Annotated in this window: 17 protein-coding genes; 3 read left to right on the top strand and 14 right to left on the bottom strand. The window is 71.6% G+C overall.

Features of this window, described 5'->3' with window-relative positions; all coding sequences use genetic code 11:
- Nucleotides 1–254: 254 nt before the first annotated feature.
- The 14 genes from OG295_RS28215 to pgsA form a co-directional block, all read right to left on the bottom strand.
- Entirely contained in the window at nucleotides 255–812 is a 558-nt protein-coding gene (locus OG295_RS28215) for an adenine phosphoribosyltransferase (protein WP_371679425.1), read from the bottom strand.
- Nucleotides 809–1,873, bottom strand: a complete 1,065-nt coding sequence (secF, locus tag OG295_RS28210; RefSeq protein WP_371679424.1) for a protein translocase subunit SecF — start codon at nucleotides 1,871–1,873, stop codon at nucleotides 809–811. Before secF ends, OG295_RS28215 begins: the two co-directional genes overlap by 4 nt.
- A gap of 3 nt (nucleotides 1,874–1,876) precedes the next feature.
- Complete coding sequence (secD, locus tag OG295_RS28205; protein WP_371679423.1) at nucleotides 1,877–3,673, bottom strand: protein translocase subunit SecD; 1,797 nt, start codon at nucleotides 3,671–3,673, stop codon at nucleotides 1,877–1,879.
- A 149-nt stretch (nucleotides 3,674–3,822) separates the two neighbouring features.
- Nucleotides 3,823–4,302: a preprotein translocase subunit YajC gene (yajC, locus tag OG295_RS28200; RefSeq protein ID WP_371679422.1), complete on the bottom strand. Its 480-nt coding sequence runs from the start codon at nucleotides 4,300–4,302 to the stop codon at nucleotides 3,823–3,825.
- A gap of 164 nt (nucleotides 4,303–4,466) precedes the next feature.
- Entirely contained in the window at nucleotides 4,467–5,543 is a 1,077-nt protein-coding gene (gene ruvB / locus OG295_RS28195) for a Holliday junction branch migration DNA helicase RuvB (RefSeq protein ID WP_371679421.1), read from the bottom strand.
- Nucleotides 5,544–5,687: 144 nt separating this feature from the next.
- On the bottom strand, nucleotides 5,688–6,320 hold the full coding sequence (gene ruvA / locus OG295_RS28190; RefSeq protein ID WP_371679420.1) for a Holliday junction branch migration protein RuvA: 633 nt from the start codon (nucleotides 6,318–6,320) through the stop codon (nucleotides 5,688–5,690).
- The gene (gene ruvC, locus OG295_RS28185) at nucleotides 6,317–6,850 is read right to left on the bottom strand and encodes a crossover junction endodeoxyribonuclease RuvC (protein WP_371681337.1); all 534 of its coding nucleotides are present in this window, start codon (nucleotides 6,848–6,850) and stop codon (nucleotides 6,317–6,319) included. Before ruvC ends, ruvA begins: the two co-directional genes overlap by 4 nt.
- Nucleotides 6,851–6,964: 114 nt before the next feature.
- The gene (locus OG295_RS28180) at nucleotides 6,965–7,717 is read right to left on the bottom strand and encodes a YebC/PmpR family DNA-binding transcriptional regulator (protein WP_371679419.1); all 753 of its coding nucleotides are present in this window, start codon (nucleotides 7,715–7,717) and stop codon (nucleotides 6,965–6,967) included.
- A gap of 57 nt (nucleotides 7,718–7,774) precedes the next feature.
- Nucleotides 7,775–8,365 carry a pyridoxal 5'-phosphate synthase glutaminase subunit PdxT gene (gene pdxT / locus OG295_RS28175; RefSeq protein WP_371679418.1) on the bottom strand — a complete coding sequence of 197 codons (591 nt, stop codon included), beginning with the start codon at nucleotides 8,363–8,365 and terminating at the stop codon, nucleotides 7,775–7,777.
- Nucleotides 8,366–8,371: 6 nt separating this feature from the next.
- The gene (gene pdxS, locus OG295_RS28170) at nucleotides 8,372–9,289 is read right to left on the bottom strand and encodes a pyridoxal 5'-phosphate synthase lyase subunit PdxS (protein ID WP_371679417.1); all 918 of its coding nucleotides are present in this window, start codon (nucleotides 9,287–9,289) and stop codon (nucleotides 8,372–8,374) included.
- 136 nt (nucleotides 9,290–9,425) lie between these two features.
- Nucleotides 9,426–9,968, bottom strand: a complete 543-nt coding sequence (locus OG295_RS28165; RefSeq protein WP_371679416.1) for a hypothetical protein — start codon at nucleotides 9,966–9,968, stop codon at nucleotides 9,426–9,428.
- 36 nt (nucleotides 9,969–10,004) lie between these two features.
- On the bottom strand, nucleotides 10,005–11,168 hold the full coding sequence (locus tag OG295_RS28160) for a glycosyltransferase family 4 protein (protein ID WP_371679415.1): 1,164 nt from the start codon (nucleotides 11,166–11,168) through the stop codon (nucleotides 10,005–10,007).
- Nucleotides 11,168–12,070 carry a phosphatidylinositol mannoside acyltransferase gene (locus OG295_RS28155; protein ID WP_371679414.1) on the bottom strand — a complete coding sequence of 301 codons (903 nt, stop codon included), beginning with the start codon at nucleotides 12,068–12,070 and terminating at the stop codon, nucleotides 11,168–11,170. The genes OG295_RS28160 and OG295_RS28155 overlap by 1 nt, the downstream gene beginning before the upstream one ends.
- Nucleotides 12,070–12,732 (bottom strand): phosphatidylinositol phosphate synthase, encoded by a 663-nt coding sequence (gene pgsA / locus OG295_RS28150; protein ID WP_371679413.1) that lies wholly within the window; start codon nucleotides 12,730–12,732, stop codon nucleotides 12,070–12,072. Before pgsA ends, OG295_RS28155 begins: the two co-directional genes overlap by 1 nt.
- Nucleotides 12,733–12,974: 242 nt before the next feature.
- On the opposite strand from pgsA, the gene OG295_RS28145 reads away from it, so the two are divergent.
- The 3 genes from OG295_RS28145 to OG295_RS28135 all read left to right on the top strand — a co-directional run bounded on the left by OG295_RS28145 (nucleotide 12,975) and on the right by OG295_RS28135 (nucleotide 17,490).
- The gene (locus OG295_RS28145) at nucleotides 12,975–15,179 is read left to right on the top strand and encodes an elongation factor G-like protein EF-G2 (RefSeq protein WP_371679412.1); all 2,205 of its coding nucleotides are present in this window, start codon (nucleotides 12,975–12,977) and stop codon (nucleotides 15,177–15,179) included.
- Nucleotides 15,180–15,367: 188 nt separating this feature from the next.
- On the top strand, nucleotides 15,368–17,047 hold the full coding sequence (locus OG295_RS28140; RefSeq protein ID WP_371679411.1) for a hypothetical protein: 1,680 nt from the start codon (nucleotides 15,368–15,370) through the stop codon (nucleotides 17,045–17,047).
- A gap of 41 nt (nucleotides 17,048–17,088) precedes the next feature.
- Nucleotides 17,089–17,490 carry a DUF1992 domain-containing protein gene (locus OG295_RS28135; RefSeq protein ID WP_371679409.1) on the top strand — a complete coding sequence of 134 codons (402 nt, stop codon included), beginning with the start codon at nucleotides 17,089–17,091 and terminating at the stop codon, nucleotides 17,488–17,490.
- The last annotated feature ends 45 nt before the right edge of the window (nucleotides 17,491–17,535 follow it).

Genomic DNA, 17,535 nt, shown 5'->3' with positions numbered 1-17,535 from the left:
GGGGTCCCCCCGGACGGAGTCTGGGGGAGGATCCGGGGCCCCGGTCAGGTCCGGATAAACCATGGTAGCGAGGGTTCCGCCGGCCCGTTCTCCGCGGTCGTCCCGCGAGACGCGGCCCCGAGGCGTTTTCCAGCCGGACGGCCGGGCGACCGGACGGCCGGGCGGAGGTCCGGGGTCCGCCGCCGGGGCGCCGCACGCGAAAGCGGCGGGTCTCCGGGAGGACCGGACACCCGCCGCTCGGCGTACGAAGGGACTCAGACCAGGATCAGCGCGTCCAGCGGCGCCCCGTCGAGCGCGGGTACGAGCTTGGCGCGCCCCGGCAGGAACGACAGCTCCATCAGGACGGCCACTCCGGCGACCTCGGCCCCGGCCCGCCGGATCAGGTCCAGCGAGGCCTCGGCGGTGCCGCCGGTGGCCAGGACGTCGTCGATGACCATGACCTTGTCACCCGCCGACAGGTCCTCCGCGTGGACCTCGATCTCCGCGGTGCCGTACTCCAGCTCGTAGGACTGCGCGAGCGTGGCGCCCGGCAGCTTGCCGGCCTTGCGCACGGGGATGAACCCGATGCCCGCCCGGACGGCGACCGGAGCGGCGAGGATGAAGCCCCGCGCCTCCAGCCCGACGATCTTCGTCGCGCCGTACCGGCCGGCCAGCTCCACCAGCGCGTCCGTCAGCGCCGCGAAGGCGTGCGGGTCGGCGAGCAGCGGGGTGATGTCCTTGAACACCACGCCCGGCTTCGGGTAGTCCTGGACGTCCTTGATCCGGCTGAGCAGCAGCTCGCGGACCTCGGGGGAACAGGCGGCGGCGGTCACCGGCGACGCCTCCCCTGGCCACCCTGGGAGACGACCTGCGGGGCGTCCTCCGAACCGTGCGCCTCGTCGCCCTCGGGGCTCTCGCCCTTCGCCACGGCGGCCGCCCGCTTGGCGAGCACCCGCTTCTTCAGCGCCTTCATCGCCGGCTCGCGCTCCTTCAGGTCCACGACCAGCGGGGTCGCGATGAAGATCGAGGAGTACGCGCCGGCCGCGAGGCCGACGAACAGCGACAGGGAGATGTCGTTGAGCATGCCGGCGCCCAGGAAGCCGCCGCCGATGAACAGCAGGGCGCCGACCGGGAGCAGCGCCACGACGGTGGTGTTGATCGAGCGGACCAGCGTGCCGTTGATGCTGCGGTTGGCGATCTCGCTGAAGGTGTAGCGGGTCTGCTTCGTGATGTCCTTCGAGCCCTCCTTGAGACCGTCGAAGACGACGACGGTGTCGTAGAGGGAGTAACCCAGGATCGTGAGCAGACCGATCACGGTGCCCGGGGTGACCTCGAAGCCGACCAGCGCGTAGACGCCGACGGTGATGGTGAGGTCGTGGATCAGTGCGATCAGCGCCGCGACCGCCATCCGCCACTCGAAGGCGATGGCGAGGTAGATCACCACGAGGACCATGAAGATCGCCAGGCCCGTCCAGGCCTTGTTGGCGATCTGCTCGCCCCAGCTCGGGCCGACCAGGTCGGCGTTGATCTGGTTCTCGGTCACCTTGAGGTCGGTGGCGAGCTGCTTCTTCACGGAGGCGGCGGAATCCGTGTCCAGACCGGAGATCTGGATGCGCAGACCGCCGGTGCCGAGCTGCTGGACGGTCGCGTCGTGGCCGGAGGCCTTCTCCGCGTCCGCCGTCGCCCTGGCGACCGAGACGGCCGTCTTCGGGGTGGTGAAGACGGCACCGCCCTTGAACTCGATGCCCATGTTGAGGCCCTGAACGGCCAGGGCCACGATCGCCGTGATGGTGATCAGGATGGAAACGCCGTACCAGACGAAGCGCTTGCCGACGAAGTCGTAGCCGACCTCACCGCGGTACAGCTTGGCGCCGAGATCTCCCAGCTTCGACATCTCTCACGCCTCCTTTGCGTCGACGGGGGCGGGGACGGGGCCCGTGCGGCGGGACCGGCGCAGCGGCGGCTTGGCGCCCAGGCGCTTGGGGTCCAGCCCGGACCACGGGTGACCGCTGGAGAAGAACTTCGTGCGCGCGACCAGCGTCATGATCGGCTTGGTGAAGAGGAACACCACGACCACGTCGAGCAGGGTGGTCAGACCCAGCGTGAAGGCGAAGCCCTGGACCTTGCCGACGGTGACGATGAAGAGCACCGCGGCGGCGAGGAAGGACACGAAGTCGGAGACCAGGATGGTGCGCCGGGCACGGGGCCAGGCGCGCTCGACGGCCGGACGCAGGGTGCGGCCCTCGCGGATCTCGTCCCGGATGCGTTCGAAGTAGACGATGAACGAGTCCGCCGTGATGCCGATGGCCACGATCGCGCCGCAGACGGCCGGCAGGTTCAGGGCGAAGCCGATGCCCTTGCCCAGCAGCGCCATGATCGTGTAGGTGAGGACGGCGGAGACCATGAGGCTGACGACGGCGATGAAGGCCAGGCCGCGGTAGTAGATCAGCAGGTAGATCACCACGAGGGCGAGGCCGATGGCACCGGCGATCAGGCCGGCCTTCAGCTGCTCCCCGCCGAGGGCGGCGGTGACCGTGGTGACGCTGTCCTCCTGGAAGGACAGCGGCAGGGCGCCGTACGACAGCATGTTGCCGAGGTCCTGCGCGGACTGCTGGGTGAAGCCACCCGAGATCTCGGCGTTGCCGCCGGTCAGGGCCTGGCTGACGGACGGGTCGGAGATGACCTCGCCGTCGAGCACGATCGCGAACTGGTTCTGCGGGGCCTGCTTGGTGGCCAGCTCACCGGTGATCTTGGCGAACTTGTCGGCGCCCTTGTCGGTGAACTGCATCGTGACGATCCACTGGCCACGCTGCTGGTCGATGACGCCCTTGGCGTCCTTCACGTCCTGGCCGTTGAGCTGGGCCGGACCGAGGACCCACTTGCCCCAGAGGTTGCCGCGCTTGCCACAGGCGAGCATCGGGTCCTCGGGCTTGGCGCCCTTGCCGGCGGCGGCGCGCTGGTCCTCCTTGGTGCAGTCCAGCGCGGCGAACTTCGCCTGCAGGTCGGCGACGGCGGGGTCCACGGGCGGGGCGCTCGGGGCAGGGGTCGCGGGCGGGGTCGTGGCCTTGTCGTCTGCCTTCTTCGACTCGCCCGCCGAGGGCGAGGGAGAGGGGGTGCCCGGGGCCTTGAGGCCCTCGCTGAGCACACGGCCCTGGGAAGTGGCGCTGGACGACGGGGTGGCCGGGGCGGAGGGCTTGCCGCTGCCTTCGGCCTTCGGGGCGCCGGATCCGCTCGCGGAGGGGGTCGGGGACCCGCTCGGCTTGGTCTCCGGGGCGACGGGGGCGCCGTCGGCGAAAGCGAGCACGGGGCGGAAGTAGAGCTGGGCGGTGGTACCGACCTGCTCGCGCGCCTGCTGCTCGTTGGTCCCCTTGGGGATGTTCACGATGATGTGGTCGCGGCCCTGCGTCTGGACCTCGGCCTCCGAGACGCCGAGACCGTTGACGCGGCGCTCGATGATGCCGACCGCCGTGTTCATGTTGGTCTCGTTGACCGCGTCCGGCTTGCCGGGCTCGCTCTTGGCCTTGAGCGTGATGCTCGTACCGCCCGCGAGGTCGATGCCCAGGCGGGGGGTCGTCTGCTTCGTGAGGAACATCCCCGCGGTGAGCGCCACCATCGCGATCAGGATGATGGCCAGGGCGCGCCCCGGCCTCCCCTGAGCCCCCGTGGGCCGCCGGCCCTTCTTCGGTGCTGCCACCTTGTCGTTTCTCCCTGTCCAACCGTCCCGCGCCGGGTCAGCGCGCGGACGGCCACGAAATGTGTGGTGGGGACCCCTGCCCCCCGCAGAAGTTCACTGCGGGTACCGCGGCGCCGCCGGTCGGGCGCCACCGCGGTACCGGCCGGACGCTACTTGGTGCCGGCCTCGCCGTCGGACTTGCCGTCCTTCGGCTCGTCGCCCTTGGACTCGTCGCCCTTGCCCAGGTCGAGCTTGGGGGCCTCGTCCGCGTCGCCGTCCTTCGACAGGTCCGTCTTCGGGGCGTCGGCCTCGGTCAGCGAGGAGGCGTCGTCCGGGACGACCGGCGTGTCGAGGCTCAGGTCCTCGGTGGTGCCGTGGACGATGCGGTTGTACTCCTCGTCCTCCAGCACGGCGCCGATGGCGTTCTTCGCGTAGATGGCGTGGACGCCGGGGGCCACCTCAAGAGTGACCGTGTCGTCACCGATCTCCTTCACCGTGGCGTACATGCCGCCGATGGTGCGGACGCCGGTGCCGGGCGACATGTCGTTGCGCATCTGCGCGGCCGCCTGCTGCTTCTTCTTGGCGGAGCGGGTCATCAGGAACATCGCCCCGATGAGCACGATGAACGGGAGGAGTGTCACGAGATTCACGGGACGGAGATCCTTCGCACGACCGCACGGGAGACGGCCATTTTCTACGGGGGTGGGCACGCCGACCCGAAGGGTCGGCATCGGCGGAGTCTAGGCGAGTCCGCACCGATGGAACAACGCCCAGCATGGCACCGCAGTTCCTGACCGGGGAAACGCCCGCGCCGTCAGGCCCCGAACAAGCCCTGTTGTCCCCTTGGTCCGCCGACGGCCTGCTGCGGGGGGACAAGCCCCAGGTGAGCCCATGCGGCGGGGGTGGCGACCCGCCCGCGCGGGGTGCGCGCCAGCAGTCCCTCACGGACCAGGAAGGGTTCGGCCACTTCCTCGACGGTCTCGCGCTCCTCGCCGACCGCGACCGCGAGCGTGGACAGGCCTACGGGGCCACCGCCGAACAGCTTGAGCAGGGCCTCCAGCACCGCGCGGTCCAGCCGGTCGAGCCCGCGGGCGTCCACCTCGTAGACCTGGAGGGCGGTTCCGGCCACCTCGCGGGTGATCACCCCGTCGGCCCGCACCTGGGCGTAGTCGCGGACGCGGCGCAGGAGGCGGTTGGCGATGCGGGGCGTGCCGCGGGAGCGGCCGGCGATCTCGGCGGCGCCGGCGGTGTCGATCTCCACGTCGAGGAGGCGGGCGGAGCGGTGGACGACCCGCTCCAGCTCCTCGGGGGCGTAGAACTCCATGTGGCCGGTGAAGCCGAAGCGGTCCCGCAGCGGCGGGGGCAGGAGGCCGGCCCGGGTGGTCGCCCCGACGAGGGTGAACGGCGGCAGCTCCAGCGGGATGGCGGTCGCTCCCGGGCCCTTGCCGACGATCACGTCGACGCGGAAGTCCTCCATCGCCATGTACAGCATCTCCTCGGCGGGCCGGGACATGCGGTGGATCTCGTCGAGGAAGAGGACCTCGCCCTCCTGGAGGGAGGAGAGGATGGCGGCGAGGTCGCCCGCGTGCTGGATGGCCGGGCCGGAGGTGATCCGGATCGGCGCCCCCATCTCGGCGGCGATGATCATGGAGAGGGTGGTCTTGCCGAGGCCGGGCGCGCCGGAGAGCAGGACGTGGTCGGCGGTGGCGCCGCGCTGCTTCGCCGCCTTGAGGACGAGGTCGAGCTGCTGGCGGACCTTCTCCTGGCCGACGAACTCACCGAGGTCCTTGGGGCGCAGGGCCGCCTCGACGGCGGTGTCCTCGCCGTCGGCGCCCGCGGCGACGATGCGGGCCTCGTCCTCGGTGGTGGTGTCGTCGTCGTCCCAGTTCACGGTGTCAGTCTGCCTTCTCGGTTCGTACGGTGGTCTCTGCGGTGCCGTTCCCCGGGCTCCACCCCGGACCCCGTGGGGTGCGGTCCGGGCGGGGAGCGGCGGGGGCGGGCTCCGCGCGGCGGCACCCGGCTCGGCGGGCCCGGCTCAGCGGGCCCGGTTCAGGCTCTGGAGGGCGGCCCTCAGCAGCTGCGGGACCGGGGCGGAGCCGCCGGCCGCGATCGCGGCCTCGGCCTGCGGCGTCACCGCCGAGACGGCCTCGTCCGCCTCCCGCGGGGCGTAGCCCAGCCCGATCAGTGCCGCGGAGAGCTGCTCGGTCCACGGGGCGGGTCCTGACGCCGCCGCGCGCTGCGCACCGACCAGGCCGCTCGACCCCAGCGGAGCGCCCAGCTTGTCCTTGAGCTCCAGGAGGAGCTTCTGGGCGCCCTTCTTGCCGATTCCGGGCACCGCCGTGAGGGCCTTCTCGTCGGCCGTGGAGACGGCCAGGCGCAGCGCGTCGGGGCTGTGTACGCCGAGCATGGCCTGGGCCAGCCGGGGCCCGACGCCGCTGGCGGTCTGGAGGAGCTCGAAGACCTGGCGTTCGTCGTCGTCGGCGAAGCCGTAGAGGGTCAGCGAGTCCTCGCGCACGACCAGGGAGGTCGCCAGCCGGGCCGGATCGCCGATCCGCAGGCCCGCGATCGTGTTCGGCGTGCACTGCACGGCCATGCCGACCCCGCCGACCTCGATCACGGCGAGGGTGGGGGCGAGTGCGGCGACCTGGCCGCTGACGAAGGCAATCATCGGGTACGGCCTTTCGAGGCGGCGTGCAGGGCGGCCGCCCGCTGGAGTCGGTTCTGGGCGGGGGCCCGCCAGATGTGGCAGATGGCGAGGGCGAGGGCATCGGCGGCGTCGGCCGGTTTCGGCGGGGCGGCCAGCCGCAGCAGCCGGGTCACCATGGCTCCGACCTGCGCCTTGTCGGCCCGGCCGGTGCCGGTGACGGCGGCCTTGACCTCGCTGGGGGTGTGCAGGGCGACCGGTATCCCGCGGCGCGCCGCGCAGAGCATGGCGACGGCGCTGGCCTGGGCGGTGCCCATGACGGTGCTGACGTTGTGCTGGCTGAAGACCCGCTCCACGGCCACCACCTCGGGGCGGTACGTGTCGAGCCATTCCTCGATGCCCCGCTCGACGGCGACGAGCCGGTCCCCCAGTTCGGCGTCCGCGGGCGTGCGCACGACACCGACGCCGATCATGGTCAGTGGCCGCCCGGCGACCCCCTCGACCACCCCGACGCCACACCGCGTCAGGCCGGGGTCCACCCCGAGTACGCGCATGCCCGTCCCCCGCTCGTCGATCGCCTGTGCGTGCCCGTGCAGGCTATCGGCCGCCACTGACAAAGCGACGGGCCGACGGGGTGTGTCCCGTCGGCCCGTCGCTGTGGGCGCGGGTCAGGCGTCGACCTTCTCCATGACCTCGTCCGAGACGTCGAAGTTGGCGAAGACGTTCTGCACGTCGTCGCTGTCCTCCAGCGCGTCGATCAGCTTGAAGATCTTGCGAGCGCCCTCTTCGTCCAGCTCGACCTGCATGGTCGGCAGGAAGTTGGAGTCGGCCGAGTCGTAGTCGATGCCCGCCTGCTGGAGCGCGGTACGGACCGCGACCATGTCGGTGGCCTCGCTGATGATCTCGAAGCTCTCGCCGAGGTCGTTGACCTCTTCGGCGCCGGCGTCGAGCACCGTCTCCAGCACGTCGTCCTCGGAGAGCTCGCCCTTGGGCAGCAGGACGACGCCCTTGCGGTTGAACAGGTACGAGACCGAGCCCGGGTCGGCCATCGAGCCGCCGTTGCGGGTCATGGCGACGCGCACGTCGGAGGCGGCACGGTTGCGGTTGTCGGTGAGGCACTCGATGAGCACCGCGACACCGTTCGGACCGTAGCCCTCGTACATGATCGTCTCGTAGTCGGCGCCGCCGGCCTCGAGGCCGCCGCCGCGCTTGACCGCGGAGTCGATGTTCTTGTTCGGGACCGAGCTCTTCTTGGCCTTCTGGATGGCGTCGAAGAGCGTCGGGTTGCCATCGACGTCGGCACCGCCCATACGGGCCGCGACCTCGATGTTCTTGATCAGCTTCGCGAAGAGCTTGCCGCGCTTGGCGTCAACCACGGCCTTCTTGTGCTTCGTCGTAGCCCATTTAGAGTGGCCGGACATCTGCCTGTCTCCTTCGCGTCACCAACAATGTTCGCCTCAGATCCTACCGGGACGCCGTCAGAGCCCCGCGCGCACCATGTCGACGAAGTACGCGTGGACGCGGTCGTCCCCGGTCAGTTCGGGGTGGAACGAGGTCGCCAGCACATTGCCCTGGCGCACGGCGACCGTGTGGCCCTCGTACGTGGCGAGCACCTCGGCGGTGGCGCCGACGGACTCGACCCACGGGGCGCGGATGAAGACGCCCTCGACGGAGCCGCCCGCTATGCCCGCGAAGTCGATCTTCGCTTCGAAGGACTCGTTCTGGCGGCCGAAGGCGTTGCGGCGCACGATCATGTCGATCCCGCCGAGCGTCTCCTGGTCGTCACGGCCGTCGAGCAGCTTGTCGGCGAGCATGATCATGCCGGCGCAGGTGCCGTAGACGGGCATGCCCGCCCGGACGCGCTCGCGCAGCGGCTCCAGCATGCCGAACAGCACGGCGAGCTTCGACATGGTCGTCGACTCGCCGCCGGGGATCACCAGGGCGTCGACCTCGGCGAGCTCCTCGGGGCGCCGGACCGGCCTGGCCACGGCGTCCGCCGCGGCCAGGGCGATCAGGTGCTCCCGTACGTCGCCCTGGAGGGCCAGGACACCGATCACGGGGGTGGTCATGTCCGACTACCAGCCGCGGTTGGCGTAGCGCTCGGCCTCGGGGAGGGTGTCGCAGTTGATGCCGACCATGGCCTCGCCCAGGTTGCGGGAGGCGTCCGCGATGACCTTCGGGTCGTCGTAGAAGGTGGTGGCCTTCACGATTGCGGCGGCGCGCTTGGCCGGGTCGCCCGACTTGAAGATGCCGGAGCCGACGAAGACGCCCTCGGCACCGAGCTGGCGCATCAGCGCGGCGTCGGCCGGGGTGGCGACGCCACCGGCGGAGAACAGCACGACCGGGAGCTTGCCGAGCTCGGCGACCTCCTTGACGAGCTCGTACGGCGCGCGCAGCTCCTTGGCGGCGGCGAACAGCTCGTTGTTGTCGTAGCCGCGCAGGCGGGCGATCTCGTTCTTGATCTGACGCAGGTGACGGACGGCCTCGACGACGTTGCCGGTGCCGGCCTCGCCCTTCGAGCGGATCATGGCCGCGCCCTCGGCGATGCGGCGCAGGGCCTCGCCCAGGTTGGTGGCACCGCAGACGAAGGGGGTGGTGAACGCCCACTTGTCGGAGTGGTTGACCTCGTCGGCCGGGGTCAGGACCTCGGACTCGTCGATGTAGTCGACGCCGAGGGACTGCAGGACCTGGGCCTCGACGAAGTGGCCGATGCGGGACTTGGCCATGACCGGGATGGAGACGGCCCCGATGATCTCTTCGATCATGTTCGGGTCCGACATGCGGGCCACGCCGCCGTCCTTGCGGATGTCGGCGGGGACCCGCTCCAGGGCCATGACGGCCACGGCGCCGGCGTCCTCGGCGATCTTCGCCTGCTCGGCGTTGACCACGTCCATGATCACGCCGCCCTTGAGCTGCTCGGCCATGCCGCGCTTGACGCGGGAGGTGCCGATGGCCGACTCAGCGGACTGGGAAGAGGTGGGAAGCGTGCTCACGGGTTGACCTCACTCGAAAGGAAGACGGGTACTACTGGGCTGAGAAAACCCCACCGACCAGTCCACTGCAAGGGCCAATGTGGAGCCGGTGGCCCCTCGACTTGTCCCCCGCGGCACTGGCCGGACCCGCCCGCGCCTATGCGGGACGGTCCGCCAGGTCCACCGGAGGCTCATCGTCCATTTCGAAGGCGAGCGGGAACGGGGCGTGTCCCGCCAGTCTGAACCACCGCACCTTGCGGTGGCGGCGCAGCGCGCGGGCGGCCCGTACGGCGTCGTTGAGGAACCGCCGCGCCATCGGGACCCGGCGCACGGCCGCGGCCAGTTCCTCGGCCGCCGCCTCTCCCCCGGGAGCCGCCTTGAGCACCTCCACCTGGTCGGCGTCCGCGAACACCGCGCGCAACGCCTGGCTGAGCTCGCTCTCGGCGACCTCCCGCTGCTCCTCCTCGGCCTGCCGGGCCCCGTGGGCGGCCTCGTACAGCACGAGCGAGGAGGCGGGGTCCAGCGCGCCGGAGGTGGCCACCTCCAACACCACCGAGGCGCGCCGCACGAGCTGCGCGTCGAGGGCGGCCCGGGCGGCGTCCATCCGCGTGTGCAGCCGGTCCAGCCGCCCGGCGGTCCAACTGAGGTAGACCCCGACGACACCGAGCGCCACCGCGATCCAGACAAGGTTTTCGATCACGGGCCGCGACACTACCGGCTACGGGAGGCCGCTCGCTCAGCCGTCCCGCGAGAAGCCGAGGCGGGTGCGGAGGGGGACGCGTTCGTCGGCGGCCACCGCGGCCGCGCCGTCGGTCACCGTCTCGTAGACGGCCAGGATGTCCGCGCCGACCGTCGACCAGTCGAACCGCCGTACGTGGGCCGAGCCGCGGGCGCTGAGCTCCGCGCGCCGGTCCGGGTCGCGCAGCAGGGCGACGGCGGCCGTCGCCAGCGAGCCGGCGTCCTCGTTGGCGAAGAGCTCCCCCGCCGCGCCCCGGTCCAGGACCTGGGCGAAGGCGTCGAGGTCCGAGGCCAGGACGGCCGCTCCGGCGGAGAGGGCCTCGACCAGGATGATCCCGAAGCTCTCGCCGCCGGTGTTGGGGGCGACGTAGACGTCCACGCTGCGCAGCAGGCGCGCCTTGTCCTCGTCGGAGACCATGCCGAGGAACTCCACCCGGGAGCGCAGTTCCGCGGGGAGGGAGGCCACCGCCTCCTCCTCGTCGCCCCGGCCCGCGACGAGCAGCCGTACGTCCGGGCACTGCTCGACGATGGCCGGGAAGGCGGCCATCAGCACCGGCAGGCCCTTGCGGGGTTCGTCGATGCGGCCGATGAAGCCCAGGGTCCGGCCGGACCAGTCGGGATTCGGGTCGGCCTTGGCGAAGAAGTCCACGTCGACGCCGTTGGGGATGACCACGGCGTCGCCGCCGAGGTGTTCCACCAGCGTGCGCCGGGCGTACTCGCTCACCGCGATCCGGGCGCTGATCTTCTCCAGCGCCGGCTGGAGGATCGGGTACGCGGCGATCATGGCTCGCGAGCGGGGGTTGGAGGTGTGGAAGGTCGCCACGATCGGGCCCTGGGCCGCCCAGCAGGACAGCAGTCCGAGGGAGGGCGAGGCGGGCTCGTGGATGTGGATCACGTCGAAGACGCCGTCGTGCAGCCAGCGGCGTACCCGGGCGGCCGACAGGAAGCCGAAGTTCAGCCGGGCGACCGACCCGTTGTAGGGCACCGGCACCGCCCGGCCCGCCGAGACCACGTAGGGGGGCAGCGGGGTCTCGTCGTCGGCCGGCGCCAGGACCGACACCTCGTGGCCGAGGCGGATCAGGTGCTCCGCCAGGTCACGGATGTGGAACTGGACGCCGCCCGGCACGTCCCACGAGTACGGGCACACGATGCCGATCTTCACTACGGGCGCTCCTCCAGGTCGTCGAGCCACAGGCGCTGCAGCATGTGCCAGTCCTCCGGGTGGGCGGCGATGCCCCAGGCGAAGGCGTCCGCGAGCGCCTGGGTCATGGCCGCGGTCTTCTCGGTGCGCGTCCCCGTGCCGGGCACCTCCACCTCGGGGTGGATCCGGCCGTGCATCACCGGGGTGTCGCCGTAGTGCAGGGTCGCCGGGAGCAGTACGGCGCCGGTCTGCTGGGCCAGCAGGGCCGGGCCCGCCGGCATCCGCGTCCTGGCGCCGAAGAAGTCCACCTCGACCCCCGAGGCCGACAGGTCCCGGTCCGCGACCAGGCAGACCAGGCCGCCGGAGCGCAGCCGCCGGGCCAGGGTGCCGAAGGCGGCGCCGCCGCTGTGCGGCAGCACCTCCATGCCCAGGCTCTCGCGGTAGGCCACGAAGCGGTCGTAGAGCGACTCGGGCTTGAGCCGCTCGGCGACCGTGGTGAACGGGACCCCGATGTGGCCGATGGCCCAGGCCCCCGCGAGGTCCCAGTTGGCCAGGTGCGGCAGGGCCACGATCACCCCGCGCCCGGTGGCGAGGGCCTCGCGCAGGAGGTTCTCGTCCTGGAAGCGGACCTCCGTGCTGAACCGCCGCGGGTCCATCGTCGGCAGCCGGAAGGATTCCATCCAGTAGCGCATGTACGAGCGCATGCCGGCGTGCGAGAGCTCGCGCAGCCGCTCGGGGGTCGCGTCCGGCACCACCCGTGCCAGGTTCGACTCCAGCCGCAGCACGCTCTTGCCGCGCCGCTTCCAGACCACGTCGGCGATCTTGCGGCCGAGGGCCACGGCGGCCGGTTCGGGGAGCTTCTTGACGCCCGCCCAGCCGAGCCCGTACAGGCCGTCGACCAGCTTGTCCTGTGCCTTGCCCATCAGGCGGTACCGCCCTCGGACCCGGCCGCGGCGTCGGCCTCGGCGGCCTCGCGACGTACGGTGACCACCCGCTGGATCAGGGTGACGAGCGAGCCCGCCGCCACGACCCACAGGGCGATCGGCAGCAGCACGCCGATCCAGGAGGGGACACCGAAGGTCTGGAGCCCGGACAGCCCGGCCGCGACCAGGGAGATCACCAGTCGCTCGGCGCGTTCGATGAGCCCGTTGACGGCGACCGGCAGCCCGATCGACTCGCCGCGGGCCTTGGTGTACGAGACCACCTGGCCGCTGGCCAGGCAGAAGATCGCCACGGCGCACAGCGCGTTGTCGTTCCCGTCGCCCGCGTACCAGAGCGCGAGACCGCCGAAGATCGCCGCGTCGGCCACCCGGTCGAGGGTGGAGTCGAGGAAGGCGCCCCACCTGCTGGAGACCCCGGCCTGGCGGGCCATGTTCCCGTCCACCAGGTCGGAGAACACGAAGAGGGTGATGGTGATCGTGCCCCAGAAGAACTCGCCCCGGGGGAAGAAGACCAGCGCTCCGGCCACCACTCCGGCGGTGCCGATGAGGGTGACCGCGTCCGGGCTCACCCCCCGACGGAGGAGAAACGCGGCGAACGGCGTGAGAACACGCGTGAAGAATGCACGCGCGTACTTGTTCAGCATGGCCTTCCCGGAGGGTCGCTGGGCCGCACGGCCACCACGGCCACCGGCTGGCCCATCGTAGCCAGCGCCCCGGGCCCGTCACGCCGCGCACCCACCGGTTCGCGCCGCGCAATCCGGCCGCCGTGCCACCGTCACGCTCCGGACAGTCGCCGGTACGACGTATGGACGCAGTGTGACACCGGTGCAAAGCTCGAAGGACCCCGATCACCCTCCTCACCGCGACACCAGGAGGCACGAGCAGCATGGGAGCCACATCACACCAAGCCGGAGCCGCCGGCAGGGCACTGACGGCCGACCGCCCCTCTTCCGTACGGAACGTCGTGCTGGTCGGCCACAGCGGTGCCGGCAAGACCACCCTCGTCGAGGCCCTGGCCCTGACGGCGGGGGCCGTGAACCGGGCCGGACGGGTCGAGGACGGGGGCACGGTCTCGGACTACGACGAGATCGAGCACCGCCGCCAGCGCTCCGTCCAGCTCTCCCTGGTCCCCGTCGAATGGGCCGGCATCAAGATCAACGTCCTGGACACCCCCGGATACGCCGATTTCGTCGGGGAACTGCGGGCCGGTCTGCGCGCCGCGGACGCGGCCCTCTTCATCGTCTCGGCCGCCGACGGGATCGACGGGGCCACCCGCATGGTCTGGGAGGAATGCCAGGCGGTCGGCATGCCCCGGGCCATCGTCGTCACCCATGTGGAGGCAGCCCGCTCCGATTACTCCGAGACGGCCGCCGCCTGCGGTGAGGCCTTCGGAGCGGAGGACCCCGACGCCGTCGTCCCGCTCTACCTGCCGCTGTACGGAGCCCGCGGACCCGACGGCCACGCCCCGGTCACCGGCCTGATCGGCCTGCTCTCCCGGCGCGTGTACGACTACTCCTCCGGCGCACGCGCCGAGCGCGACCCGGACCCCGCCGAGCTCGCCCTGATCGACGGCGCCCGCTCCCGGCTGATCGAGGGGATCATCGCCGAGAGCGAGGACGAGAGCCTCATGGACCGCTACCTCGGCGGTGAGGACATCGACGTCAAGACCCTGATCGACGACCTGGAGCGGGCCGTCGGCCGGGGCACCTTCCACCCCGTCCTGATGGCCGCCCCGGCCGCCGACGGCGCCCGTCAGGGCCTGGGCACCGTCGAACTCCTCGAACTGATCACCGGCGGCTTCCCCACCCCCGAGGAACGCGCCCCCGTCACCGTCACCGCCCCCGACGGCTCCCCGCGCCCCGCCGTCACCTGCGATCCGGCCGGACCGCTCCTCGCCGAGGTCGTCAAGACCTCCTCCGACCCGTACGTGGGCCGTGTCTCCCTGGTCCGCGTCTTCTCCGGCACCCTGCGCCCCGAGGAGACGGTGCACGTCAGCGGCCACGGGCTGGCCGACCGCGGGCACGAGGACCACGACGTCGACGAACGCGTCGGCGCCCTCACCTCCCCCTTCGGCAAACAGCAGCGCACGCTCGGCACCTGCATCGCGGGCGACCTCGCCTGCGTGGCCAAACTCACCCGCGCCGAGACCGGCGACACCCTCTCCTCCAAGGACGCCCCCCTCCTGATGGAACCCTGGGCGATGCCGGACCCACTGCTCCCCCTCGCGATCGAGGCCCACAGCAAGGCCGACGACGACAAGCTCTCCCAGGGCCTGGCCCGGCTCGTCGCCGAGGACCCCACGATGCGGCTGGAGCAGAACCCGCACACCCACCAGCTGGTCCTGTGGTCACTGGGCGAGGCCCACCAGGACGTCGCCCTGGAGCGGCTGCGGACCCGCTACGGGGTCCAGGTCGATCCCGTCCCGCACAAGGTCAGCCTGCGCGAGACCTTCGGCGCGAAGGCCACCGGCCGCGGCCGGCACGTCAAGCAGTCCGGCGGCCACGGCCAGTTCGCCATCTGCGAGATCGAGGTCGAGCCCCTCCCGCCGGGCAGCGGCATCGAGTTCGTCGACAAGGTGGTGGGCGGCGCGGTGCCCCGCCAGTTCATCCCGTCCGTGGAGAAGGGCGTACGGGCCCAGGCCGCCCGCGGCATCGCGGCCGGCTATCCGCTGGTCGACGTACGGATCATCCTGCGCGACGGCAAGGCGCACTCGGTGGACTCCTCCGACGCCGCCTTCCAGACCGCCGGCGCCCTCGCCCTGCGGGAGGCCGCCGCCGACACCCCCATCCACCTCCTGGAACCCGTCGCGGAACTCGACGTACAGGTCCCCGACGCCTACGTCGGCGCGGTCATGAGCGACCTCGCGGGCCGCCGGGGCCGCGTCGTCGGCACCGAACAGGCCGGGGCCGGCCGCACCCGGGTGCGCGCCGAGATCCCGGAGATCGAGATCGGCCGGTACGCCGTGGAGCTGCGCTCCGTGACGCACGGCACGGGCCGGTTCAGCCGCGCCTACGCCCGCCACGAGCCGATGCCGCCCCACCTCGCGGACAAGGTTCGCGAACAGGCCGAGAAGGGAAACCAATTGACATAACGTCACGCCCGCCGCCCACCCGACCCGCTTGCGGTGGGCGGCATTTCCCTGTCCCATGACCAAGGGGCGGTGTCCGCCGATAGGCTTTTCGGCGCGGCGGACGGAACGACAGGGCACAACGGGCACAACGGCTACGACGACTACGACGGCACGACAAAGAGCACAGTGGCACGGCGATGGGGGCAGCGGTGGCGGACGACGGTTTCGACTTCAGGCCCGGGGCACAGATTCCGCTCCAGGGGGGCGGCGGCCAGACCGCCGCGACCAACGCGCTCGCCTCCGCCGCGTACCGCGACGGCGGCAAGGACACCGCGCTGTCCTCGATACTCGGGGCCAACAGCGAGAACCACCCGGCTTCGGTGAAGCCCCCGAAGATCTCCCTGTTCGAGCCCAACCTCGGCGAGGCCTTCTGCCGGGCCGTGGAGGCCCGCACCCTCTCCCCCGGCCGCAAGCCGCTCATCCAGTCCTTCGGCGCCGACCCGCAGACCGTCGTCGAGCACTGCCTGGCGGCCTCCCGCATCCGCAAGGAACGCGACCGCAAGCTGCGCCTGATCATGCTGGTCTGCGGTGTGGTGTTCCTGCCCGGGCTGCTGCTGTGGCTCGGCCTGTTCCAGCTGCGCAAGACCCTCGCCAAGGGCGAGGGCAAAAAAAGCACGTGGATCGGGACCGCCCTGCTGGTCGGCGTCGTCCTCGTGGCCGCGGTGCTGCTCTACCGGGTGGTCTACCGGGCGCCGGGCAGCGGAGTGCTGGAGCTGTACCTGTTCGGCTCGCTGGCCGCCCCCGCGCTGGGCTGGTTCCTGGCCCGCCGGATCTGCGAGAACACCGCCGCCGACCTGCGCTCGCGCTGGGACGGCCTGCTCGGGGGCGGCGGGGTCGCCGCCAAGATCCCGGACGCGGTCCCCGGCAACCCCGACGAGAAGGCCCGCGAGGACCTGCGCCACCAGCTGGCGAAGCTGACCGCCGAGGACCGCAGCAACTCCGTCTTCTACGCCGGCCCCAAGGGCATCCTCGGCATGGGCACCCGCTGGGGCAGCTGGCAGATGGCCGAGGAGCTGGTCCCGAGGACCGAGGGCGCGGAGATCCACCCGTTCCGCAGCTGGGACGTCATACGCGCGATGGACGCCCAGCTGCGCAAGCTGGAGCGGGGCCCGCTGCACACCGGCGGCTTCCCGGCCGCCTCCATCCAGCACTGGATCGTCACACCCGTCGGCGAGGGCGCCGCGGAGGTCGCCCGGCCGAGCGGCGAGGACGTGGACACCTTCCTCGTCAAGCCGCACGAGATCACCCGGATCTGCAACGAGCAGCAGTTCAGCGCGGGCAACCGGCACTACCTCGGCATCCAGTACCCGCTCTGGGACGGCCAGCTCGTGATCACCATGCTGGTCACCGTGACCGTGCTCTACAAGACCCTGCGCGTGGACGTCACCGCCCACGCCCTCGGACCGGTGCACGGCCTGTTCACCACCAAGTCCAAGGCCCCGGTCATAGAGGTCCCCAAGTCCGTGCGCTTCTGGGAGACGGTGGAGCGCCCGCTGCCGCTGGTGGACGCGAGCGAGGTCGTCCGGCTGGCCGTGCGGGCCCCGCTGACCTGGTACCCGCCGCTCCTGGAGTACTTCGGCGGCAAGCTGGTCCTGCCCGAGCCCTTCGGTCTGCGGCACGTCTGGGCCGGCACCATGTGGCGCCACCGCTTCATGGCGGACGACGCGCTGCGCACGGTGGCCCCGGTCCTGCGTTCCGTGCACGCCGCGGCGTTCAAGGTGCTGGAGGAGAACGGCGTCGACACGGACCGCTTCACGAACCGTTCCTCGATCATGAGCGGCCTGATCCAGGAGCCCGCCCCGCGCAAGGCCGACGTCTACGACGCCTAGGTACGCTGAAGGGGACGGATCCGACCCGGGGAGGAACCACCATGACCGAGCGCAAGCCGCCCGGTGTCAGCTTCGAGTCCTTCGTGGACCGGCAGATCCGGGAAGCGGCCGACCGCGGCGAGTTCGAGAAGCTGCCGGGCTGGGGCAAGCCGATGGCCTCGCTGGACGCGCCCTACGACGAGCTCTGGTGGGTCAAGGGGAAGCTGCACCGCGAGGGCTTCTCCCCGCTGCCCCCCTCGCTCGCGCTGCGCAAGGAGGCCGAGGACGCCCTGGAGAAGGTCCGGGAGGCCCGTACCGAACGCCGGGTACGGGCCGTCCTCACGGAGGTCAACGAGAAGATCCGCGCGGCCCTGCTCAGGCCGCCGCCGGGACCCCTCCTGAACCTCACCGAGTTCGACGTCGAGGCCGTCGTCGCCGACTGGCGCGCGGACCGCGAGGCCTGAGGTCCTGTCGGGCCGAGGGCCCCGCACTGAGGGGCACGCACGGAG

Source organism: Streptomyces sp. NBC_01276, from assembly GCF_041435355.1.
Classification (GTDB): Bacteria; Actinomycetota; Actinomycetes; order Streptomycetales; family Streptomycetaceae; genus Streptomyces.
This window is presented reverse-complemented; position numbering and strand designations above follow the sequence as displayed.

What these genes read in the sequence shown, in the direction of transcription:
- pdxT (WP_371679418.1), bottom strand. Translation starts at nt 8,365, where the DNA reads ATGACCACCCCCGTGATCGGTGTCCTGGCCCTCCAGGGCGACGTACGG.
- pgsA (WP_371679413.1), bottom strand. Translation starts at nt 12,732, where the DNA reads ATGCTGAACAAGTACGCGCGTGCATTCTTCACGCGTGTTCTCACGCCG.
- ruvA (WP_371679420.1), bottom strand. Translation starts at nt 6,320, where the DNA reads ATGATTGCCTTCGTCAGCGGCCAGGTCGCCGCACTCGCCCCCACCCTC.
- OG295_RS28145 (WP_371679412.1), top strand. Translation starts at nt 12,975, where the DNA reads ATGGGAGCCACATCACACCAAGCCGGAGCCGCCGGCAGGGCACTGACG.
- OG295_RS28180 (WP_371679419.1), bottom strand. Translation starts at nt 7,717, where the DNA reads ATGTCCGGCCACTCTAAATGGGCTACGACGAAGCACAAGAAGGCCGTG.
- secF (WP_371679424.1), bottom strand. Translation starts at nt 1,873, where the DNA reads ATGTCGAAGCTGGGAGATCTCGGCGCCAAGCTGTACCGCGGTGAGGTC.
- ruvC (WP_371681337.1), bottom strand. Translation starts at nt 6,850, where the DNA reads ATGCGCGTACTCGGGGTGGACCCCGGCCTGACGCGGTGTGGCGTCGGG.
- OG295_RS28155 (WP_371679414.1), bottom strand. Translation starts at nt 12,070, where the DNA reads ATGGGCAAGGCACAGGACAAGCTGGTCGACGGCCTGTACGGGCTCGGC.
- OG295_RS28135 (WP_371679409.1), top strand. Translation starts at nt 17,089, where the DNA reads ATGACCGAGCGCAAGCCGCCCGGTGTCAGCTTCGAGTCCTTCGTGGAC.